The following is a 22,584-nucleotide window of genomic DNA, read 5'->3' as shown; positions in this document are numbered from 1 at the left end:
GGATCTGATTTTCCTACAGTCATCAGCTAATCGGGGGATGGAGGGCGTAACCAGACTGTCCAAAGATGAATCTCAGCGGAACGCTGCCGGCTACCACAGCGAATAGCCGAGCTCATTGGCTTGCGAGGAGAGTCCCATGGCAATGGAAACCGTCTCCACCGAGCTCACCAGAGCCTCCGATGTCGGGCTGTCGCATGCCGGCTATCACAGCTGCCCAGGTTCTGTCTTACAGCACAAACGACCCAACAGGCGGCGCCGTTTGTCAAGCGATCAAATCCGACTGCTTAGTCGCGACCTGCGGGTGCTCATCGCAACGAATGGGACACTTACCAGAATCCTCAGCGTCATTGCCGACGAGGAGATCGGGGTGCAGGTTATTGAGCAGCAGATTCACCCGAGTGCGCCGAAAATTCTCGAGTCCGAGAAATTGCCGTCCGGTCGCATCCTGCAACGCCATGTGGTGCTTAAAGGACTGCGTTCGGGTCGGCCATACATAGCAGCGGAGACGTTGGCTGCAATCGATTTCCTACCGCCGACGATCGTGACAAGCCTGGTAACGACGGATCGCCCGATCGGCGAGCTATTGGTGAGCAGCAGCCTTGAAACCCTGAAAGAGCTTCCTGAAGTCTGGATGGGGGAGCACCCCAGTTGGGGCCTACTCGCAGGACATGCGAATCCCGGACCGGAGGCCGTCGGCCGTCGCTATCGCCAATTTATCGGCGGTCAACCGATCATTACGATCAGTGAATACTTCCCATTGGATGTGTTTTTGAACTAACCCGGCACCGTGGCCAGCCGCGTGAGTGGTCCAAGGCGCCGGTGGTTTGGGAATCCCTGCTTGCGGTTCGCTGGCAGCTTGTGCCTCAATCTTTGCTGATTAAGACGTGGCCGTTGGAGCGTGTGCCACCGGTATCAGGCGACACCGACACCGTCGGGATAACCTTGGGAACCGGCACAGCCCAAGGAAGGACCCACGATCCGGTGTCAGAGCTAGCCAGAACCGACGTCGTACTGGTGGGCGCGGGCATCATGAGCGCCACGCTGGGTGCGTTGCTGCGGCGGCTGCAACCGGACTGGTCAATCACGCTGATCGAGCGGCTGGACGCCGTCGGCGCGGAAAGCAGTAGTCCCTGGAACAATGCCGGCACCGGACACTCCGCGTTGTGCGAAATGAACTACACGCCAGAAAGACCGGACGGCTCGATCGACATCACCAAAGCGGTATACGTCAATGAGCAATTTCAGGTCACCCGCCAGTTCTGGGCGTACGCCGTGGAAAACGGCATACTGACCGACGTCCGCAGTTTCCTGAATCCCATTCCGCACGTGAGTTTCGTTCGCGGTGCCCAGCGCGTCGACTACCTACGGCGCCGCCAGCGCGCGCTCGCGGGCAACCCGCTGTTCGCCGGCACCGAGCTGATTGACGACCCGGATGAGTTCGCCCGCCGGCTGCCGTTCATGGCTTCCAAACGTGACTTCTCCGAACCAGTTGCGCTCATTTGGGCCCAGGACGGCACCGATGTCGATTTCGGTGCACTGTCCCGCCAACTCATCGGCTATTGCGTGCGCAGGGGCGCCAACGCACTGTTCGGTCACGAGGTTCGCAACCTGTCCCGACAGTCCAACGGCAGCTGGACGGTGACCACCAGCAACCGTCGTACCGGTGAAAAGCGCAAGCTGAGCGCAAAATTCGTCTTCGTCGGGGCCGGGGGCGACGCGTTGCCGTTGTTGCAGAGGTCCGGCATCAACGAAGTCAAGGGCTTCGCCGGCTTTCCGATCGGCGGCCGGTTCCTGCGGTCGGATAATCCGGCTCTCACTACCGCGCACCGGGCCAAGGTATACGGCTTTCCGGCGCCGGGAGCCCCTCCGCTGGGGGCGCTGCACCTGGATCTCCGCTTCGTCAACGGTAAATCGTGGCTGGTGTTCGGGCCTTATGCCGGCTGGTCGTCGAAGTTCTTGAAATACGGCCACGTCAGCGATCTGCCCCGCTCGATCAAGCCGCACAACGTGCTGTCCATGCTCGGGGTGGGCATCACCCAGCTGACATTGCTCAACTACCTGATCGGCCAGCTGCGGCTCTCTCAACCCGACCGAGTCCGGGTCCTGCGCGAATTTGCGCCCAGCGCAGTGGATTCCGATTGGGAGCTGACGGTGGCCGGTCAACGCGTACAGGTGATCCGGCGGGACAGGCGCAAAGGCGGTGTGCTCGAGTTCGTCACGACCATGGTGAGCGCCGCCGACGGCAGCATCGCCGGTCTGCTCGGAGGCTCGCCGGGAGCATCGACTGCCGTGCCCGCCATGCTCGAAGTGCTGCAACGGTGCTTTGCCACCCGGTACCAGTCCTGGCTGCCCACGCTCAAGGAGATGGTGCCATCATTGGGCGCCGAACTGTCGCGTGAGCCGGCGCTTTTCGAGGAAGTGTGGTCCTGGGGCACCAAGGCACTGCAGCTGGAGGCCTCATGATCCGCGCCGGCGACGATGCAGAGCGAAGCGATGAGGAGGAGCGGCGCAAATGACCCGCGCCGGCGACGATGCAGAGCGAAGCGATGAGGAGGAGCGGCGCAAATGACCCGCGCCGGCGACGATGCAGAGCGAAGCGATGAGGAGGAGCGGCGCAAATGACCCGCGCCGGCGACGATGCAGAGCGAAGCGATGAGGAGGAGCGGCGCAAATGACTGAAGCGTTGCGCCGCATGTGGGCCAAAGACCTTGACGCCCAGATTCTTTACGAGCTGCTCAAGCTACGGGTAGAAGTTTTCGTGGTCGAACAGGCTTGCCCCTATCCGGAATTGGACGGGCGGGATCTGCTCGCCGAAACCCGGCACTTCTGGCTGGAAACGTCCGACGGTGAGGTGATCTGCACGCTGCGGCTGATGGAGGAGCACGCCGGCGGTGAGAAGGCGTTTCGGCTCGGGCGGCTGTGCACCAAACGCAGCGGTCGAGGCATGGGCCATGCCACCCGGCTGCTGCGAGCCGCGCTGGCAGAAGTTGGTGACTACCCGTGCCGGATAAACGCGCAGATCTACCTCGCCGATATGTATGCCAAGCACGGATTCGTCCGTGACGGCGATGATTTCCTCGACGACGGTATTCCGCATGTGCCAATGTTGCGGTCCGGTTCTCCTCTGGCGGCCCAGCGGTGAAGCCCTATCCGTTCAGTGCCATCGTCGGGCACGATCAGCTGCGGCTCGCGTTGTTGTTGTGTGCGGTTCGACCCGAGATCGGCGGAGCGCTGATCCGGGGCGAGAAGGGCACAGCGAAGTCGACTGCGGTGCGCGGGCTGGCGGCGCTGCTGTCGGTCGCGACCGGAAGTGCCGAGGCTGGCCTGGTCGAGATGCCGCTGGGCGCAACCGAAGACCGCGTTGTCGGGTCACTAGACCTGCAACGTGTGCTGCGCGACGGCGAGCACGCCTTCTCACCCGGACTGTTGGCTCGTGCCCACGGCGGCGTGCTCTACGTCGACGAAGTCAACCTGTTGCACGATCATCTGGTCGACATACTGCTCGACGCAGCCGCCATGGGGCGGGTACACATCGAACGCGACGGCATTTCCCACTCGCATGAGTCTCGCTTCGTGTTGATCGGCACCATGAATCCGGAAGAGGGCGAACTGCGTCCGCAGTTGCTCGACCGGTTCGGGCTCACCGTGGATGTGCAGGCGTCGCGTGATGTCGACGTGCGGGTGCAGGTGATCCGACAGCGGATGGCCTACGAGGCGGACCCGGACGCGTTCGCGCAACGCTACGCCGACGCGGACGCCGAGCTGGCCCGCCGGATCGCCGCGGCCCGGGCAATCGTTGACGATGTGATGTTGCCGGACAACGAGTTACGGCGCATCGCGGCATTGTGCGCGGCCTTTGGCGTCGACGGCATGCGAGCCGACCTAGTCGTAGCCCGAACCGCAATTGCCCACGCCGCCTGGCGCGGCGCGCATGCCGTGGCGGAACAGGACATCCGGGTGGCAGCCGAATTGGCATTGCCGCATCGGCGCCGCCGCGACCCCTTCGACGATCATGGTATCGACCGCGAGCAGCTGGACGAGGCGCTTGCACAAGCCGGCAGCGAAACGCAGCGCGACTCGGAGCCGGATCCCGATCCCGACCCCTCCGGGGGCGGTCAGGCGGCCAACGGCGAACGTGATCTACCGCAGCAGTATTCGAAACCAAGACCTCCGAAGCCCAGCGCGCCGCCGTCGAAGGTTTTCCGCACCCGGGCGTTGACCGTTCCAGGCGTCGGCGAAGGCGCTCCCGGGCGACGGTCGCGGGCCCGCAACGCTGCTGGCAGCGTGGTGGCAGCAGCCGACACCAGCGATCCTGGAGCGCACGGACTGCACCTGTTCGCCACCCTGTTGTCGGCGGCCGAGCACTCGATCGGAGCCGGGCCGCTGCGGCTGCAGCCCGACGATGTCCGTCGCGCCATCCGCGAGGGGCGCGAAGGAAATCTGGTGATCTTCGTCGTCGATGCTTCCGGATCGATGGCCGCCCGGGACCGCATGGCAGCCGTCAGCGGTGCCGCCATGTCACTGCTGCGCGACGCCTATCAGAGGCGCGACAAGGTCGCGGTGATCACTTTCCGCCAGCACCAAGCGACCGTGTTGTTGCCGCCCACATCGTCGGCCCACATCGCTGGCCGGCGACTGGCCCGCTTCGACACCGGCGGCAAGACTCCACTTGCCGAGGGCCTGCTGGCCGCGCGTGAGCTAGTTGTCCGGGAAAAGGTGCGTGACCGCGCGCGACGTCCGCTGGTGGTGGTGCTCACCGATGGCCGGGCCACTTCCGGGCCGGACCCGTTGGGCCGCAGCCGGATAGCGGCCGCACGCCTTGTCGCCGAAGGGGTGGCCGCGGTGGTCGTGGATTGCGAAACGTCGTACGTGCGGCTGGGGTTGGCCGGACAGCTGGCCCGGCAGCTGGGCGCGCCGGCCATGCGCCTGGAGCAATTGCACGCCGACTATCTGACCCAGGCCGTGCGAAGCGTGGCGTGAGGATCAACAGGTGCCACAGGGCAATCCACTCCAAGTCCCCGACGATGGCCTAACTACCCGGGCCCGGCGCAATACACCGGTGTTGGCGGTCCACACCGGAGACGGTAAAGGAAAATCGACGGCCGCGTTTGGAATGGCGTTGCGAGCCTGGAATGTTGGCCTCGATGTCGCGGTGTTCCAGTTCGTCAAGAGCGCCAAGTGGAAGGTAGGTGAGGAGGCGGCATTCCGTCAACTGGGCCAGTTGCACGATCAGCACGGCGTTGGCGGGGCGGTCGAATGGCACAAAATGGGTGCGGGCTGGTCCTGGACGCGCAAGTCACGCAAGCCCGGCAGCGCTACCGATCCCGCCGCGGCGGCAGCCGACGGGTGGGCGGAGATCACGCGTCGCCTGGCCGCGCAACGTCACGACTTCTACGTGCTCGACGAGTTCACCTACCCGCTGAAGTGGGGCTGGCTCGACATCGATGACGTGGTGGACGTCTTGCTGTCCCGGCCCGGCTACCAGCATGTGGTGATCACGGGACGCCACGCCCCGCCCCGGTTGGTCGAGGCCGCCGATCTGGTCACCGAAATGACCAAGGTGAAGCATCCGATGGATGCGGGGCGCAAGGGACAGAAGGGCATCGAGTGGTGAACCCATCCGCTTGCGAGGGTGCGTGTCTGTACACCGACACGCCGCACGGAGCGTCATTCTGTGCACGCTCGCGGCAGCGGTTCGCAAAGTGACTCGAGTGCCCGCGGTGGTTCTCGCCGCTCCCGCCTCGGGCAGCGGAAAGACCACCGTTGCAACGGGTTTGATCGGCGCACTGCGCGAAAAGGGCCACACCGTCGCACCGTTCAAGGTGGGGCCGGACTTCATCGATCCCGGCTACCACGCCCTGGCCGCGGGACGGCCCGGCCGCAACCTCGACCCGGTGCTGGTGGGGGCGCAGCTTATTGCCCCGCTATACGCACACGGCACCCACGGCGCGGACATCGCCGTGATCGAAGGAGTGATGGGCCTGTTCGACGGGCGCATCGACCCGGTCGCGAGCACTCCGCCGGCAGGGTCGACCGCGCACGTCGCCGCCTTGCTGGGCGTCCCCGTCGTCCTGGTAGTCGACACGCGTGGCCAAGGACAGAGCATCGCCGCATTGCTGCACGGCTTTTCCACGTTCGACACGGCAACCTCGATCGCCGGTGTCATCCTCAATCGGGTCGGGTCGGCCAGACACGAGCAAGTGCTGCGCCAGTCGTGCGAACACGCCGGTGTCCCGGTTCTGGGCGCCATTCCGCGCACCGCCGAATTAGAGCTGCCGTCAAGGTATCTGGGTCTTGTCACCGCGACCGAGTACGGCCGCCGCGCGCGGCAAGCCGTCGGCGCGATGACGGCAGTGGTGGCCCGCCACGTTGACCTCGCGGCTGTGTGTAAGGCCGCCGGAAGTCGGGTCGCCGATCAGCCGTGGGACCCGGCGACCGCGATCGCGGAGCGCCCTGGCCACGGCGTCACCGTGGCACTGGCCGCTGGCAAGGCATTCACCTTCGGGTACACCGAACACGCCGAGCTACTGCGGGCCGCCGGGGCTGACGTGATCGAGTTCGACCCGCTGAGCGAAACGCTGCCCAACGGTACGGACGCGGTTGTGTTGCCCGGCGGATTCCCCGAGCAGTTCACCGCGGAGTTGTCCGCCAACGACGTCGTCCGCCGCCAGATCAACCACTTGGCAACCGCAGGCGCTCCGGTACACGCCGAATGCGCGGGCCTGATCTACCTGGCTTCCGATCTCGACGGGCACCCAATGTGCGGTGTGCTGCGCGGATCGGCACGGTTCACACAGCACCTGAAGCTCGCATATCACGCCGCGGTCGCGGTAACCGACTCGTCGCTGTATTCGGTTGGTCAGCGGGTGGTTGGACACGAATTCCACCGAACGGAAGTCACATTCAGCGACTTCTATCAGCCGGCGTGGGTGTATCGGCGGCAGTACGAGGGCTCGGCGCGCGACGGCTTGCGAGAAGGGGTGGTGCACGCAGGGGTGCACGCGTCCTACCTGCACACCCATCCAGCGGCGACGCCCGACGCGGTGGCGCGTTTCGTCGCACACGCAGCCGCTTACCGTGCTTCTAAACTTGGCGGGTGACCGAGAACCCCTATCTGGTCGGATTGCGACTGGCAGGCAAGAAGGTCGTCGTGGTCGGCGGAGGCTCGGTTGCCCAGCGTCGCTTGCCTCTGCTCATTGCCAGCGGCGCGGACGTCCACGTCATTTCTCGCAGTGCCACACGAGCCGTCGAGGCGATGGACGGCATCACCCTGTCCCTGCGTGAATACCGTGACGGTGATCTCGACGGGGCCTGGTATGCCATCGCGGCCACCGATGATGCGCAGGTGAACGCGGCCGTCGTCGCCGACGCCGATCGGCGCCAGATCTTCTGCGTCCGGGCCGACATCGCCGTCGAGGGAACCGCGGTCACTCCGGCGACGTTCGGCTACTCCGGTCTGTCGGTGGGGGTGCTGGCCGGTGGCGAGCACCGCCGATCGGCGGCGATACGGTCGGCCATCCGCGAGGCCTTACAGACCGGGGCCATTGCCCCGGAACGCTTCGAAAGCCCGGTGAGCGCGGACGTCGTGCGCGGTGGGGTGGCTCTGGTTGGTGGCGGCCCCGGTGATCCGGAACTGATCACCGTCCGCGGCCGCCGTTTGCTCGCCCATGCCGATGTCGTGGTTGCCGACCGGCTCGCGCCACCCGAACTGCTGGCCGAGCTGCCGCCGCATGTCGAAGTCATCGACGCGGCAAAGATTCCGTACGGGCGGGCCATGGCCCAGGACGCCATCAACGCCGTCATGATCGAACGGGCCAAGGCCGGGAAATTTGTGGTCCGTCTCAAAGGAGGCGACCCCTTCGTGTTCGCCCGGGGTTATGAGGAAGTACTGGCATGCGCCGACGCCGGAATTCCGGTGACCGTGGTGCCGGGTGTGACGAGTGCCATAGCCGTGCCTGCTTTGGCCGGTGTTCCGGTCACTCACCGGGCCACGAATCACGAATTTGTGGTGGTCAGCGGCCATCTTGCGCCCGGCCACCCCGAATCGTTAGTGAATTGGAATGCATTGGCAGCAATGTCCGGCACCATTGTTTTGCTGATGGCGGTCGAACGCATCGAGCTTTTCGTCGATGAGCTGTTAAAGGGCGGCCGACCTGCGGATACTCCGGTGCTGGTGGTTCAACACGGAACGACGGCAGCTCAGCAGACGTTGCGGGCGACCCTCGCCGACACGCCGGAAAAGGTCCGGGCAGAGGGGATTCGACCTCCCGCGATCATCGTGATAGGGCCCGTAGTAGGCCTCAGCGGCGTTCGGCGTTTAAACAATTCTTAAGATTACTGTAAGGTAACCCGCTATGACGGCTCTTAATGACACCGAGCGGGTCCCCAATTGGACGCCCGGCCGCCAGGAACGTCCGGACTCTCCGCGCCCGGCCGAAACCGTCGCAGAACGCATGAGCAGGTATTACCCGACTTGGCTGCCCTCGCGTCGATTCATCGCCGCGGTCATCGCCATCGGCGGGATGCAGCTGCTCGCGACGATGGACAGCACCGTCGCCATCGTCGCGCTTCCTAAGATTCAGAACGAGCTGAGCTTGTCCGACGCCGGTCGCAGCTGGGTGATCACCGCCTATGTGCTGACCTTCGGCGGGCTCATGCTGCTCGGTGGCCGCCTCGGCGACACCATCGGCCGCAAGCGCACCTTTATCGTCGGCGTCGCATTGTTCACCATCTCCTCGGTGTTGTGCGCGGTCGCCTGGGACGAAGCGACGATGGTCATCGCCAGGCTCTCCCAGGGCATCGGGTCGGCCATCGCATCGCCGACGGGTCTGGCGCTGGTAGCCACGACCTTCCCCAAGGGACCGGCGCGTAACGCCGCCACGGCCGTGTTCGCCGCTATGACCGCAATCGGATCGGTAATGGGCCTGGTGGTCGGGGGAGCGCTTACCGAGGTTTCCTGGCGGCTGGCGTTCATGGTGAACGTGCCAATCGGGCTGGTGATGATCTACCTGGCCCGCACCGCGCTGCGGGAAACCAACCGTGAGCGGATGAAGCTCGACGCTGCCGGGGCCATGCTGGCCACGCTGGCGTGCACCGCGGCCGTCTTCGCCTTCTCGATGGGCCCGGAAAAGGGCTGGATCTCCGTCACCACCATCGGTTCGGGTGCGGTGGCCCTGGCGGCGGCCATCGCGTTCGCCATCGTGGAGCGCACCGCAGAAAATCCCGTGGTGCCGTTCCACCTGTTCCGCGATCGCAACCGGCTGGTCACGTTTGGCTCAATCCTCCTGGCTGGTGGCGTCATGTTCAGTCTGACGGTGTGCATCGGCCTGTATGTGCAGGACATCTTGGGTTACAGCGCGCTGCGCGCGGGCGTTGGCTTTATCCCGTTCGTCATCGCGATGGGAATCGGCCTGGGCATCTCCTCGCAACTGGTGTCACGGTTTTCGCCACGGGTGTTGACGATCGGCGGCGGGTGGCTGCTGCTAGTCGCCATGCTGTACGGCTCGTTCTTCATGCACCGTGGCGTGCCCTACTTCCCCAACCTGGTCATGCCGATCGTCGTCGGCGGCATCGGTATCGGCATGGTCGTCGTCCCGTTGACACTTTCGGCGATCGCCGGCGTTGGTTTCGACCAGATCGGCCCGGTATCGGCGATGGCGCTAATGGCGCAGAGTCTGGGCGGTCCGCTGGTGCTGGCCGTCATCCAGGCCGTGATCACGTCGCGCACGTTGTACCTGGGCGGTACCACCGGCCCGGTGAAGTTCATGAACGACGTCCAGTTGCAAGCCCTTGACCACGGCTACACCTATGGGCTGCTGTGGGTGGCTGGGGCGGCCGTCATAGTTGGCTGTGCGGCGCTGTTCATCGGTTACACCCCTGCGCAGGTTGCCCACGCCCAAGAGGTCAAGGAAGCCATCGACGCTGGAGAGCTGTAGTCGCCGACGGCCCTAAGGCGCGGGCTTTCGGTGTGCTCCTACGGTGGCCGCGCCGCGAAAATCCCGCCCTGACTGCACATTAAAGCCCTGAGGACACACTCGGTGGCTTCGTCTCGCGCGGAGCGGCACGTATCGCCCTCGAGCCTGTAGTTGTGCAGGGCCCCACCCGCACTTTCCCTGCGAATCTTCAGGCTCAGTGGCCGCGGGGGAACCGCGACCCGCTGCGCCCGTCTCCGCCCCAAACCCGCCAAGCTAGGCTGGCCCGCTGTGATTACCCGGATGTCCGAGCTGTTCCTGCGCACCCTGCGCGACGATCCCGCCGACGCCGAAGTGGCCAGCCACAAACTGCTGATCCGGGCCGGATACATCCGGCCCGTCGCGCCGGGGCTATACAGCTGGTTACCGCTGGGGCTGAAGGTGCTGCGCAACATCGAGCGTGTGGTCCGTGACGAGATGAACGCGATCGGCGGCCAGGAGATCCTGTTTCCGGCGCTGTTGCCGCGGGCGCCCTATGAGACGACGAACCGATGGACCGAGTACGGCGACAGTGTGTTTCGGCTACGGGACCGCCGCGGAAATGACTACATGCTGGGCCCCACCCACGAAGAGCTGTTCACCCTGACCGTGAAGGGCGAGTACAGCTCTTACAAAGACTTTCCCCTCACGCTGTACCAAATCCAGATCAAGTACCGCGACGAGGCGCGGCCGCGGGCGGGAATCTTGCGCGCCAGGGAGTTCGTCATGAAGGACTCCTACTCGTTCGATATCGATGCCGCCGGGCTGAAGGCGTCCTACCACGCACACCGGGAGGCCTATCAACGCATCTTCGATCGGCTGCAGGTGCGCTACGTCATCGTCGCCGCGGTTTCCGGTGCGATGGGCGGCAGCGCCTCGGAGGAGTTCCTCGCCGAGAGCCCTATCGGTGAGGACACCTTCGTACGGTGCCTGGAGTCGGGCTACGCGGCCAACGTCGAAGCGGTAATCACATCCCGCCCGGAAGAGCAGCCCATTGACGGGTTGCCCGAGGCGGTGGTTCACGACACCGGCGATACCCCCACCATCGCCAGCCTGGTGGCTTGGGCCAATGAGGCCGATTTGGGTCGAACGGTCACCGCCGCGGACACCTTGAAGAACGTACTGGTCAAGGTCCGCCAGCCCGGCGAGGACTGGGAACTGTTGGCCATCGGCGTGCCCGGTGACCGTGAGGTCGACGACAAGCGGCTGGCCGCGGCCGTCGAACCGGCTGACTACGCGTTGCTCGACGACGACGATTTCGCCAAGTACCCCTTTCTGGTAAAGGGTTATATCGGGCCGAAGGCCTTGCGCGACAACAATGTTCGTTATCTGGTCGATCCGCGGGTGGTCGACGGCACCAGCTGGATCACCGGCGCGGATCAGCCCGGCCGCCATGTCGTCGGCCTGGTTGCCGGCCGCGACTTCACCGCCGACGGCACCATCGAGGCCGCCGAGGTACGTGAAGGCGATCCGTCTCCCGACGGCGCCGGTCGGCTGATCATGGCGCGCGGCATCGAGATCGGGCACATCTTCCAACTCGGCCGCAAATACACCGATGCCTTCACCGTCGACGTGCTCGGCGAGGACGGCAAACCGGTGCGGCTGATCATGGGTTCCTACGGCATCGGGGTATCGCGGCTGGTTGCCGTCGTCGCCGAGCAGCACCATGACGAACTAGGCCTGCGTTGGCCATCGGCAATCGCGCCGTTCGATGTCCATCTGGTGATCGCCAACAAGGACGCGGCCGCCGGCGCAGGAGCCGCCGCGCTGGCCACCGACCTCGACACGTTGGGTATCGAGGTGCTGCTCGACGACCGTCAGGCATCGCCCGGCGTCAAGTTCAAGGACGCTGAACTGCTGGGAATGCCCTGGATCGTCGTGGTGGGACGCGGTTGGGCAGACGGGGTGGTCGAGCTACGCAACCGTTTCAGCGGCGAGAAGCGCGAGTTGGCTGCCGGCGCCTCGCTGGCCACCGAGATCGCGGCGGCCGTCACCGCCTAGTTTGGCTCGGCCGGGCTATTCGTTGCCGCCCGGGAATGACGCGGTAATGGGCCAGGCGCCCAACACCTTGTTCCAGCGGGCGGCCATGACCGCGCTCTGGGTCAGGGCCGTCGCCGCGAATGCGCGGTCATCGGCCGTGTCGGCATGCTCAACCACTGCGCGCCACGCCGTGGCGCCGTCGTTTTCCATCCGCGCGGCCAGCCGGGCCGCTTCGGCCGGGCTGCCTACGGGCGCCGGCAACTGGTAGCCGGCGGCGGCGACCGGTGCGGTGACTTTACGCGCGGCCAGCATGGCGATGACGTCGTCGCGACGTTGCCGATGCTGGGTCAGCGCTTCCACCACCAAGTCGTTGACGCTCGGGGGGGACAGCGCGGACACGATGCCGTAGCCGTAGATCGTCGCGTGCTCGACGGTCAGCGCGTCGCTCAGCGCCGCGTTGTCGGCATCCTTGCCGGCGGGGGACCGCTTCGGCGTGGCACCGGCGGTGGGCTCGGAGGACGTCATATCGATGGACCTCCGGGCACCAGCGCCACCGTGTACGACGCGGTGCAGGAAGCGGCGATGGAGGCGAGCAGTCCTGCCCGGTAGCCCGACGACGTGGCCACCAGACGACTGGCGTTTTCCGCCGACGCGCGCAGCGAATCGACCACATCGGATACCGGCGGCGGCGGTGGCGGCGGGGCCGCCGGCTCGGTGGGACTGAGGCTTGAGGTGCTTGTCTCGCTGGTTGCGGATACGAGCTTGCCAGCGGCCCGGGCGATCTCGGTGGCCAGCGCTCGGGCATGTGCGGCGCGCTGGGAGGCGACCACCGTCAACGCGGCAGCGATCTGCGGTGGGCTGCCGACGGCCCCCGCAGCCGCCGAGGCGAGCGCGCTATCGTGCCGGGCCTGCTCCAATGGGCCCAGCAGCTCTTCGACTGCAGGGGGCTTGGGCGTCGACTCGCCGCAGGCGGTCGTTACCACCCCGAGTGCAGCGAGAGCGGCACCACCGGCGAGCACACCCCGCCTGTTGATGAGGGGTACTGCTCTATGCACAGCAACATCCTGCCATTAGAGATCTTGACGGCACGATCACGGCGTCATTTGCGATTACTGGCGTATCGTTGATAGCTGGTTCTGGTGGAACGCTGGCTGTTGCACGCCCGCGTGACACCTGGGCCACCTGGCGGCGACATCCGCCGGTCACCGGACAATTCAAGATGAGGAGCTCGCCGTGACCACCGGGCTACCTTCGCAGACGCAGGTGATCGAGCTACTCGGTGAAGAGTTCGCGCGCGCCGGATACGAGATCGAAGACGTGGTCATCGACACTCACGTCCGCCCACCACGAATTGCTGTGATCGCCGACGGCGATACGGCCCTCGACCTCGACACGATAGCCGCGCTGTCGCGATCGGCTTCGGCTTTGCTGGACGGCCTGGACAGCATCCGTGACCGTTACGTCCTCGAGGTGAGTTCCCCCGGTGTGGAACGCCCGTTGACTAGTGAGAAGCACTTCCGCCGCTCGCGTGGCCGCAAGGTTGAACTGGCGTTATCGGATGGATCACAGCTGACCGGCCGAGTCGGCGAGACGCGCGACGACATTGTCTCGCTGGTCGTCCGGCAGGGCCGGGGATGGACGGTACGTGAAATCCCATTGTCGGAAATTGTGAAAGCTGTTGTCCAAGTTGAGTTTTCGCCACCAGCCCCAGCGGAGCTGGAACTGGCCCGACCGGCTGAGGTAGGTCGGGCGCAGGAGACGGAGGCCGGAGCATGAACATTGACATGGCTGCGCTGCATGCAATCGAGGTAGACCGGGGCATCTCGGTCAACGAATTGCTTGAAACGATCAAATCGGCGCTGCTCACCGCCTACCGGCACACCCAAGGTCACCAGACCGACGCGCGTATCGAGATCGACCGCAAAACCGGTGTCGTTCGGGTGATCGCCCGCGAACTGGACGACGACGGCAATCTCATCAGTGAATGGGACGACACTCCCGAGGGTTTCGGCCGGATCGCTGCCACCACCGCGCGACAGGTGATGCTGCAACGATTCCGCGACGCGGAGAATGAGCGCACCTACGGCGAGTTTTCCACCCGCGAGGGCGAGATCGTCGCCGGAGTGATCCAGCGCGACAGCAGGGCAAACGCGCGCGGTCTGGTCGTCGTCCGGATGGGCAGCGAAACCAAGGCCTCCGAGGGTGTGATCCCGGCGGCCGAACAGGTTCCCGGCGAGAGTTACGAGCACGGCAACCGGCTGCGCTGCTACGTGGTCGGTGTGAGCCGCGGTGCCCGCGAGCCGCTGATCACGTTGTCTCGGACTCACCCCAACCTGGTGCGAAAGCTGTTCTCGCTGGAAGTCCCGGAGATCGCCGACGGGTCGGTAGAGATCGTGGCGGTGGCGCGGGAAGCGGGCCATCGCTCCAAGATCGCGGTGCGGTCGCACGTTGCTGGGCTAAACGCCAAGGGCGCTTGCATCGGTCCCATGGGGCAACGGGTCCGCAATGTGATGAGCGAACTCTCCGGCGAGAAGATCGACATCATCGACTACGACGAGGACCCGGCCCGCTTCGTCGCCAATGCGTTGTCGCCCGCAAAAGTGGTCTCGGTGTCGGTAATCGACCAGACTGCCCGGGCCGCGCGCGTGGTGGTTCCCGACTTCCAGTTGTCGCTGGCAATCGGCAAGGAAGGCCAGAACGCGAGACTGGCCGCCCGGCTCACTGGCTGGCGGATCGACATCCGCGGGGATTCGCCGGGCCACCCGGCGGGCCAACCAGAACCGGGGGCCAGCCGCGGGATGGCACACGAGCGCTGAGACTCAACCCCGGCCATCGCCGGGTGGTGCTGAGTGCTTGTTCGGTGACGCTAGACTGAGCCGTGATCCAGCGCGAGCCTTCGGCCCCCCTGGCCAGCCGGGCGCACAGATGCACCGATGGACCGGTGCGGACGTGTGTCGGGTGCCGGAAGCGAGAGTTGGCAGCCGAACTGCTTCGAGTGGTGGCAGAGTCGACCGGGAACGGCAACTACGTCGTAATCGTTGACACAGCCAGGGGACTGCCGGGGCGGGGTGCATGGGTGCATCCCGTACGGCAGTGCGTACAACAAGCGATTCGGCGGCGGGCTTTCACAAGAGCGCTGCGCATCACCGGTTCGCCGGATACATCCGCGGTGGTCGAGCACCTTGCTCATCTAGAGGAGCTCGATTCACCAGGCAACAGAACAGGTAGCAACGAACATGAGCACACCGTGAAGTCCCGATGACTCCCACCTCTATGCGTTACAGCTAGCACCCGAGGCGCGGCCCACGACTGTCGCCTCATGGACAGGAGATGTAGTGGCAGGTAAGGCCCGCGTACACGAGTTGGCTAAGGAACTCGGTGTTACCAGCAAGGAAGTTCTCGCCCGACTGAATGAACAGGGCGAATTCGTCAAATCGGCATCGTCGACGGTGGAGGCACCGGTTGCTCGCCGGCTCCGCGAGTCGTTCGGTGGCAGCAAGCAGGCCACCGAAAAAGGCGGCACCAAGGCGGCCGAAAAGGTGCCCGGCGGCGCTCCCGGTAAAGGCCTCGGCAAGAAGGTCGACCAAGCCTTGGAAACCGCAATTGACAAGGCGGTGGGCAACGGCGAACCGGCCGGCGCACCCGGTAAGGCCGCCGAATCCGGTAGGACCACGGCGTCCACCCCCGCCGCCTCGACCTCGGGTGCCGCTGTTGCCGCAACTCCCGCGCCTCCAGCGGCGCCGACACCCGGTCAGTCGCCCGGCCCTGCCGCGCCCCACCCCGGAATGACTCCAGGGCCCCGGCCAGGTCCGGCGCCGAAGCCGGGCATACGTACCCCGCGCGTGGGCAACAACCCATTCTCGTCGGCGCAACCCGTCGACCGGCCCATCCCGCGGCCGCAGGCTCCGCGTCCCGGAGCGGCCAGGCCAGGGGCGCCCCGTCCAGGCGGCGCCTCACCGGGCAGCATGCCGCCCCGGCCCGGTGGCGCGGGGGGTGGGCCACGTCCGCCGCGGACCGGCGCACCCCGACCCGGCGGTGGCCGGCCCGGTGGGCCCGGTGGGCGCTCCGATACAGGTGGCGGCAATTACCGCGGTGGCGGTGGGGTAGGGGCCGCACCCGGAACCGGCTTCCGTGGCCGTCCCGGCGGTGGTGGTCCCGGTGGCGGTGGTGGCCGTCCCGGGCAGCGTGGCGGTGCTGCCGGTGCTTTTGGTCGTCCCGGCGGTGCGCCCCGGCGTGGCCGCAAGTCCAAGCGGCAGAAGCGCCAGGAATACGACTCGATGCAGGCGCCGGTCGTCGGCGGTGTGCGGTTGCCGCACGGCAACGGCGAGACGATCCGGCTGGCCCGCGGAGCGTCGCTGTCGGACTTCGCCGAGAAGATCGACGCCAACCCGGCCGCGCTGGTGCAGGCGCTGTTCAACCTCGGCGAGATGGTGACCGCCACGCAGTCGGTTGGCGACGAGACGCTGGAATTGCTGGGCAGCGAGATGAACTACAACGTTCAGGTCGTTAGCCCCGAGGACGAAGACCGCGAGCTGCTGGAATCGTTCGACCTCTCCTACGGGGAGGACACGGGAGACGAGGCCGATCTACAGACGCGTCCGCCGGTGGTGACCGTGATGGGTCACGTCGACCACGGCAAGACCCGCCTGCTGGACACCATCCGAAAGGCCAACGTCCGCGAGGAAGAGGCCGGCGGCATCACTCAGCACATCGGCGCCTACCAGGTCGGCGTCGACCTCGACGGCGACGAGCGGTTGATCACCTTTATCGACACCCCGGGTCACGAGGCGTTCACCGCCATGCGTGCCCGCGGTGCCAAGGCCACCGACATCGCCATCCTGGTGGTCGCGGCCGACGACGGCGTGATGCCGCAGACGGTGGAGGCCATCAACCACGCGCAGGCGGCCGATGTGCCGATCGTGGTGGCGGTGAACAAGATCGACAAGGAAGGTGCCGACCCGGCCAAGATCCGCGGCCAGCTCACCGAATATGGTTTGGTGGCAGAGGATTTCGGTGGCGACACCATGTTCGTCGATATCTCCGCCAAGCAGGGCACCAACATCGAGGCGCTGCTCGAGGCGGTCGTGCTGACCGCCGACGCTGCCCTGGATCTGCGGGCCAACCCCGACATGGAGGCCCAGGGTGTGGCGATCGAGGCGCACCTGGACCGCGGCCGCGGCCCAGTGGCCACCGTGTTGATTCAGCGCGGCACGTTGCGGGTCGGCGACTCCGTGGTCGCCGGCGACGCCTATGGCCGCGTCCGCCGCATGGTCGACGAACACGGCGAGGATATCGAGGCGGCGCTGCCGTCGCGTCCGGTTCAGGTCATCGGCTTCACGTCGGTTCCCGGCGCCGGAGACAACTTCCTGGTTGTGGACGAGGACCGCATCGCCCGTCAAATCGCCGATCGGCGCAGCGCCCGCAAGCGCAACGCCCTGGCGGCACGCTCTCGCAAGCGGATCAGCCTGGAGGACCTGGACTCGGCGCTGAAGGAAACCAGCCAGCTGAACTTGATCCTCAAGGGCGACAACGCCGGTACCGTCGAGGCGCTGGAGGAGGCCCTGATGGGTATCCAGGTCGACGACGAAGTGGTGCTGCGTGTCATCGACCGCGGCGTCGGTGGCATCACCGAGACCAACGTCAACCTGGCGTCGGCCTCGGATGCGGTGATCATCGGGTTCAACGTGCGCGCCGAAGGGAAGGCGACCGAGCTGGCCAACCGCGAGGGCGTGGACATCCGCTACTACTCGGTTATCTACCAGGCGATCGACGAGATCGAGAAGGCCCTGCGTGGCATGCTCAAGCCGATCTACGAGGAAAACCAGTTGGGCCGCGCCGAGATCCGGGCGCTGTTCCGGTCTTCGAAGGTCGGCATCATCGCGGGTTGCCTGATTACCTCCGGTGTGGTGCGCCGCAACGCAAAGGCTCGGTTGTTGCGAGACAACATCGTGGTCAGCGAAAACCTCTCGATCGCTTCGCTGCGTCGGGAAAAGGACGACGTGACCGAGGTCCGCGAGGGCTTCGAGTGCGGTATGACGTTGGGCTACTCCGACATCAAGGAAGGCGACGTCATCGAGTCCTACGAGTTGGTCCAGAAAGAACGCGCCTGATGGCTGATCCCGCCCGGGCGCGTCGCCTGGCCAAGCGGATCTGCACGATCGTCGCCTCGGCGATCGAGTACGAGATCAAGGATCCCGGGTTGTCCGGGGTGACGATCGTCGACGCCAAGGTGACGGCCGACCTGCACGATGCGACGGTGTACTACACGGTGATGGGACCCACGCTGGACGCCCAGCCCGACTATGCCGCCGCCGCGGCCGCGCTGGACCGGGCAAAAGGTGTACTGCGTTCCAAGGTCGGCGCGGGCACTGGTGTGCGCTTCACGCCCACCTTGACGTTCAGTCGCGACACGACGTCGGACAACGTGCATCGAATGGAGGAGTTGCTGGCCCGCGCACGCGCCGCTGATGAGGATCTGGCGCGGGTTCGGGTAGGGGCAAAGCCGGCAGGGGAGGCCGATCCATACCGGGTGAGCGGCATTAAGGAAACCGGTGACGACCACCAACCCGAAGACTGAGCTCTCCGATTTGCCGCGCCTCACCGGGGCGCGCGTTGACGCCGTCGGCGCCGCCGAGCTGCTGTCCGCCTCGGCCACGATCGGGGTCGTCTGCCACGTCCATCCCGACGCCGACACGATCGGGGCCGGGCTGGCATTGGGATTGGTGCTCGATCAGTGCGGCAAGCAGGTAGAGGTCAGCTTTGGCGCGCCGGCGCTGCTTCCGGAGTCGTTGCAGACGTTGCCCGGCTGCCACTTGCTGGTAAGCCCGGAGGTGATGCGCCGCGATGTCGATTTGGTTGTGACCGTTGACGTTCCCAGCGTCAACCGGCTCGGTGGCCTGAGTGATCTGGTGGCTGCGGATCGGGAGGTACTGGTCATCGACCATCACGCCTCGAACGACTTGTTCGGCACCGCGAACTTCGTCGACCAGTCGGCTGATTCCACCACGATGATGGTTGCCGAAATTCTGGACAAGTGGGGGAAACCAATCGACCGGGGCGTAGCGCACTGCATTTACGCCGGGCTGACCACCGACACCGGGTCGTTCCGCTGGGCCAGCGCGCGCGCCTTTCGGTTGGCGGCCCGGCTGCTGGAGATCGGCGTGGACAACGCCGCGACCAGCCGGTCACTGATGGATACCCATCCCTTCGTGTGGCTGCCGATGTTGTCGCGGGTGTTGGGTTCTGCGCAACTGATTCCCGAGGCGGTCGGTGGTCGCGGCTTGGTGTATGCGGTCGTCGGCAACCGGGATTGGGTCAGTTCGCGTCCTGAGGAAGTCGATAGCATCGTCGACATCGTGCGCACCACCCAGCAGGCCGAGGTGGCGGCGGTGTTCAAAGAAGTCGAGCCGCAGCAGTGGTCGGTGTCCATGCGGGCCAAAACCGACATCGATTTGGCATCGGTCGCAGCCGAGTTCGGTGGTGGCGGCCACCGCCTGGCAGCCGGATTTACGATCACCGGCTCGATCGACGAGGCCGTTGGTTCACTGCGCGCAGCCCTTGGCTGAGCTTGACTGACGGGGCTCCGACCGCCGCCGGTGGTAGGCAGATCGCAAAGTTGGCGCTGCCCGCGCTGGGTGTGCTGGCCGCCGAGCCGCTGTATTTGTTGTTTGACACCGCCGTCGTCGGCCGGCTTGGTGCGCTGTCATTGGCCGGGTTGGCGATCGGGAGTCTCGTGCTGAGCGTGGTCGGTTCCCAGCTGACGTTTCTGTCCTACGGCACGACAGCGCGCTCGGCGCGCTACTTCGGGGCCGCGGATCGTGCGGCGGCGGTGAACGAAGGTGTACAGGCGAGTTGGCTGGCATTGGGGTTGGGTGGGTTGATCATCGTCGCGGTGCAGGTCGCAGCGGTGCCGCTGGTGTCAGCGATCGGGGGCGGTGGATCGGGGGGCGGGGCTATCGCCGGTGCGTCGTTGCCATGGCTGCGAATCGCGGTCTTGGGCGTGCCCGCGATTCTGGTCTCGCTTGCCGGAAACGGCTGGATGCGCGGTGTGCAGGACACGGTGCGCCCGCTGCGCTACGTGGTCGCCGGTTTCGGCGTCTCGGCACTGCTGTGCCCGCCGCTGGTATACGGCTGGTTGGGTCTGCCCCGGATGGAGTTGACCGGCTCGGCGGTGGCCAACCTGGTAGGGCAGTGGCTGGCGGCACTGCTGTTCGGGGGCGCGTTGTTGGCCGAGCGGGTGCCGTTGCGGCTCGACCGAGGTGTGCTGCGCGCCCAGCTTGTGCTGGCCCGCGACCTGATCGTGCGGAGCCTGGCTTTCCAGGCTTGCTTCGTCTCGGCCGCGGCGGTGGCCGCCAGGTTTGGCGCGGCGGCGCTAGCGGCGCATCAAATCGTGCTGCAGCTGTGGGGTTTCCTTGCGCTGGTCCTTGATTCGCTGGCAATCGCGGCACAATCGCTGGTCGGTGCGGCGCTGGGCGCCGGTGATGCCGAGCACGCGAAGTCGGTCGCGTTGCGGGTGACCGCATTCTCGACGCTGGCGGCCACGTTGTTGGCCGGGATATTCGCGGCGGGCGCCTCGGTCATGCCCGGGTTGTTCACCGACGATCGGTCGGTGCTAGCCACGATCGGCGTGCCATGGTGGTTCATGGTGGCCCAATTACCGGTTGCTGGAATCGTTTTCGCTTTGGACGGGGTGTTACTGGGCGCCGGCGACGCGAAGTTCATGCGCAACGCCACTGTCGTGAGTGCACTGCTGGGCTTTTTGCCGCTGACCTGGTTGGCGCTGGTGTTCGGTTGGGGGCTGGCGGGCATCTGGTCGGGACTGAGCACATTTGTTGCGCTGCGTCTGGTCTTCGCGGGATGGCGGGCAGTGGGCGGTCGGTGGGCGGTACCGGGAACGGTGTGACCGCTACCGATACACTGCGCCGGTGAGCCCCCTGGCGAAGCGGTCGCATCGATCATGGCGGGATTACGCCCTGTTTGTCGTTCTGGTGGGCCCCAATGTGGCGTTGTTGACGCTGTTCATCTACCGTCCGCTGGCTGACAACATTCGGTTGTCCTTTTTCGACTGGAATATCTCCGATCCCAGGGCAGAGTTTGTCGGGTTGTCCAACTACACCGAGTGGTTCACCCGTTCCGATACGCGCCAGATTGTGGTCAACACGGCGATCTTCACCGTGGCCGCGGTGATCGGCTCGATGGTATTGGGGTTGGTTCTGGCGATGTTGCTCGATCGACCGCTGCGAGGTCGGAACGTGGTGCGCTCAACCGTATTCGCACCCTTTGTGATCTCTGGCGCCGCAGTCGGTCTGGCGGCCCAGTTCGTCTTCGATCCGCATTTCGGTCTGGTGCAAGATTTATTACGCCGCGTCGGCGTCGGCGTGCCCGACTTTTACCAGGATGCGCGTTGGGCGCTGTTCATGGTGACGGTCACCTACGTCTGGAAGAACCTTGGGTACACCTTCGTCATCTATCTGGCTGCGCTACAAGGGGTTCGTCGAGACTTGTTGGAAGCGGCCGAAATCGACGGCGCCGGCCGATGGGCCACGTTTCATCGAGTGCTGTTGCCGCAGCTGCGTTCCACTACTTTCTTCTTGTCGATCACCGTTTTGATCAACTCGCTGCAGGTGTTCGACGTCATCAACGTCATGACCCGAGGCGGGCCCGAAGGCACCGGCACTACAACCATGGTGTACCAGGTGTATCTGGAGACCTTCAGGAACTTCCGGGCCGGCTATGGCGCCACCGTGGCCACGATCATGTTCTTGGTATTGCTGGCCGTCACGTACTACCAGGTGCGGGTGATGGATCGAGGGCAGCGCCAATGACATCGGATCGCGTCCGCGCCGTACGCCTGTTGGGCTATGCCGCAATGCTGTTGGTCGTGACGCTGGTCGCCGGGCCGCTGCTGTTCGTGCTCTTCACGTCGTTCAAGGACCAACCAGACATCTATTCGCAGCCGACCAGTTGGTGGCCGCCGCACTGGCATCCGCAGAACTACCGGACGGCTACCGAGCAGATTCCATTCTGGACGTTCCTGCGCAATTCGGTGATCATCACCTCGGTGTTGGCGGCTGTGAAGTTCACGCTCGGGGTGTTAAGCGCGTTTGGCTTGGCGTTCGTGCGGTTTCCAGGCAAGACTGCGGTGTTCGTGCTGATCATCGCAGCGCTGATGGTGCCCAATCAAATCACGGTGATTTCCAACTATGCGCTGATCTCACAACTGGGTCTGCGCAACACTTTTCCGGGTATCATCCTGCCCTTGGCGGGGGTGGCGTTTGGAACTTTCTTGATGCGCAACCACTTTCTGTCGCTGCCGCCGGAGATCATCGAGGCTGCCCAAATGGATGGCGCGCGTTGGTGGCAGCTGCTGCTGCGGGTGGTGTTACCGATGTCCGGGCCCACCATGGTCGCCTTCGGCATCATTACCGTAGTCAACGAATGGAATGAGTACCTTTGGCCCTTCTTGATGTCTGACGACGAATCGGTGGCGCCGCTCCCGGTGGGCCTGACGTTTCTACAGCAGGCCGAAGGCGTGACGAACTGGGGTCCGGTGATGGCGGTGACCCTGCTGGCCATGCTGCCCATCCTGCTCATCTTCATCGTCTTGCAACGGCAGATGATCAAAGGCCTCACATCGGGCGCGGTCAAGGGCTAA

The 22,584-nt window shown here is 65.4% G+C and carries 20 protein-coding genes; 18 read left to right on the top strand and 2 right to left on the bottom strand.

Features of this window, described 5'->3' with window-relative positions:
• Positions 1 to 136 precede the first annotated feature (136 nt).
• The 9 genes from MSIMFI_RS19775 (at position 137) to MSIMFI_RS19735 (ending at position 11,951) form a co-directional block, all read left to right on the top strand.
• The gene (locus MSIMFI_RS19775) at positions 137 to 778 is read left to right on the top strand and encodes a chorismate--pyruvate lyase family protein (protein ID WP_224770342.1); all 642 of its coding nucleotides are present in this window, start codon (positions 137 to 139) and stop codon (positions 776 to 778) included.
• A 203-nt stretch (positions 779 to 981) separates the two neighbouring features.
• Positions 982 to 2,463, top strand: a complete 1,482-nt coding sequence (gene mqo, locus MSIMFI_RS19770; RefSeq protein ID WP_191499087.1) for a malate dehydrogenase (quinone) — start codon at positions 982 to 984, stop codon at positions 2,461 to 2,463.
• Positions 2,464 to 2,671: 208 nt separating this feature from the next.
• Entirely contained in the window at positions 2,672 to 3,142 is a 471-nt protein-coding gene (locus MSIMFI_RS19765; RefSeq protein WP_191498794.1) for a GNAT family N-acetyltransferase, read from the top strand.
• Positions 3,139 to 4,980, top strand: a complete 1,842-nt coding sequence (locus MSIMFI_RS19760) for a magnesium chelatase subunit D family protein (protein ID WP_191498793.1) — start codon at positions 3,139 to 3,141, stop codon at positions 4,978 to 4,980. Before MSIMFI_RS19765 ends, MSIMFI_RS19760 begins: the two co-directional genes overlap by 4 nt.
• Before the next feature lie 10 nt (positions 4,981 to 4,990).
• Positions 4,991 to 5,614 carry a cob(I)yrinic acid a,c-diamide adenosyltransferase gene (gene cobO, locus MSIMFI_RS19755; protein ID WP_191498792.1) on the top strand — a complete coding sequence of 208 codons (624 nt, stop codon included), beginning with the start codon at positions 4,991 to 4,993 and terminating at the stop codon, positions 5,612 to 5,614.
• 88 nt (positions 5,615 to 5,702) lie between these two features.
• Positions 5,703 to 7,100, top strand: a complete 1,398-nt coding sequence (locus tag MSIMFI_RS19750; RefSeq protein WP_224770341.1) for a cobyrinate a,c-diamide synthase — start codon at positions 5,703 to 5,705, stop codon at positions 7,098 to 7,100.
• Complete coding sequence (gene cobA, locus MSIMFI_RS19745; RefSeq protein ID WP_191498790.1) at positions 7,097 to 8,332, top strand: uroporphyrinogen-III C-methyltransferase; 1,236 nt, start codon at positions 7,097 to 7,099, stop codon at positions 8,330 to 8,332. The genes MSIMFI_RS19750 and cobA overlap by 4 nt, the downstream gene beginning before the upstream one ends.
• A gap of 22 nt (positions 8,333 to 8,354) precedes the next feature.
• Positions 8,355 to 9,935: an MFS transporter gene (locus tag MSIMFI_RS19740; RefSeq protein WP_191498789.1), complete on the top strand. Its 1,581-nt coding sequence runs from the start codon at positions 8,355 to 8,357 to the stop codon at positions 9,933 to 9,935.
• Positions 9,936 to 10,202: 267 nt separating this feature from the next.
• Positions 10,203 to 11,951 carry a proline--tRNA ligase gene (locus tag MSIMFI_RS19735; protein ID WP_191498788.1) on the top strand — a complete coding sequence of 583 codons (1,749 nt, stop codon included), beginning with the start codon at positions 10,203 to 10,205 and terminating at the stop codon, positions 11,949 to 11,951.
• A 15-nt stretch (positions 11,952 to 11,966) separates the two neighbouring features.
• Here the strand turns inward: MSIMFI_RS19735 and MSIMFI_RS19730 are convergent, their stop codons facing one another.
• Positions 11,967 to 12,455: a ferritin-like domain-containing protein gene (locus MSIMFI_RS19730; protein WP_186242473.1), complete on the bottom strand. Its 489-nt coding sequence runs from the start codon at positions 12,453 to 12,455 to the stop codon at positions 11,967 to 11,969.
• A complete protein-coding gene (locus MSIMFI_RS19725; RefSeq protein ID WP_191498787.1) occupies positions 12,452 to 12,985 on the bottom strand; it encodes a hypothetical protein in 534 nt (177 codons plus the stop codon). Before MSIMFI_RS19725 ends, MSIMFI_RS19730 begins: the two co-directional genes overlap by 4 nt.
• Positions 12,986 to 13,163: 178 nt before the next feature.
• Between MSIMFI_RS19725 and rimP the strand changes: the two genes are divergently transcribed.
• From rimP to MSIMFI_RS19680, 9 genes are all read left to right on the top strand, one after another.
• Positions 13,164 to 13,706 carry a ribosome maturation factor RimP gene (gene rimP, locus MSIMFI_RS19720; RefSeq protein ID WP_191498786.1) on the top strand — a complete coding sequence of 181 codons (543 nt, stop codon included), beginning with the start codon at positions 13,164 to 13,166 and terminating at the stop codon, positions 13,704 to 13,706.
• Positions 13,703 to 14,746, top strand: coding sequence for a transcription termination factor NusA (gene nusA, locus MSIMFI_RS19715; protein ID WP_186242476.1), 1,044 nt, complete (start codon positions 13,703 to 13,705; stop codon positions 14,744 to 14,746). Before rimP ends, nusA begins: the two co-directional genes overlap by 4 nt.
• 62 nt (positions 14,747 to 14,808) lie before the next feature.
• A complete protein-coding gene (locus tag MSIMFI_RS19710; RefSeq protein WP_191498785.1) occupies positions 14,809 to 15,192 on the top strand; it encodes a YlxR family protein in 384 nt (127 codons plus the stop codon).
• A gap of 73 nt (positions 15,193 to 15,265) precedes the next feature.
• Positions 15,266 to 18,040: a translation initiation factor IF-2 gene (gene infB / locus MSIMFI_RS19705; RefSeq protein WP_191498784.1), complete on the top strand. Its 2,775-nt coding sequence runs from the start codon at positions 15,266 to 15,268 to the stop codon at positions 18,038 to 18,040.
• Complete coding sequence (gene rbfA / locus MSIMFI_RS19700) at positions 18,040 to 18,507, top strand: 30S ribosome-binding factor RbfA (RefSeq protein ID WP_186242479.1); 468 nt, start codon at positions 18,040 to 18,042, stop codon at positions 18,505 to 18,507. The genes infB and rbfA overlap by 1 nt, the downstream gene beginning before the upstream one ends.
• The gene (locus tag MSIMFI_RS19695) at positions 18,482 to 19,495 is read left to right on the top strand and encodes a DHH family phosphoesterase (RefSeq protein ID WP_191498783.1); all 1,014 of its coding nucleotides are present in this window, start codon (positions 18,482 to 18,484) and stop codon (positions 19,493 to 19,495) included. The genes rbfA and MSIMFI_RS19695 overlap by 26 nt, the downstream gene beginning before the upstream one ends.
• Before the next feature lie 2 nt (positions 19,496 to 19,497).
• On the top strand, positions 19,498 to 20,832 hold the full coding sequence (locus MSIMFI_RS19690; RefSeq protein ID WP_191498782.1) for an MATE family efflux transporter: 1,335 nt from the start codon (positions 19,498 to 19,500) through the stop codon (positions 20,830 to 20,832).
• Between the two features lie 22 nt (positions 20,833 to 20,854).
• Complete coding sequence (locus MSIMFI_RS19685) at positions 20,855 to 21,754, top strand: carbohydrate ABC transporter permease (protein WP_191498781.1); 900 nt, start codon at positions 20,855 to 20,857, stop codon at positions 21,752 to 21,754.
• Entirely contained in the window at positions 21,751 to 22,584 is an 834-nt protein-coding gene (locus MSIMFI_RS19680; protein ID WP_191498780.1) for a carbohydrate ABC transporter permease, read from the top strand. The genes MSIMFI_RS19685 and MSIMFI_RS19680 overlap by 4 nt, the downstream gene beginning before the upstream one ends.

Source organism: Mycobacterium simulans (assembly GCF_900232995.1).
Lineage (GTDB): Bacteria > Actinomycetota > Actinomycetes > Mycobacteriales > Mycobacteriaceae > Mycobacterium > Mycobacterium simulans.
This window is presented reverse-complemented; position numbering and strand designations above follow the sequence as displayed.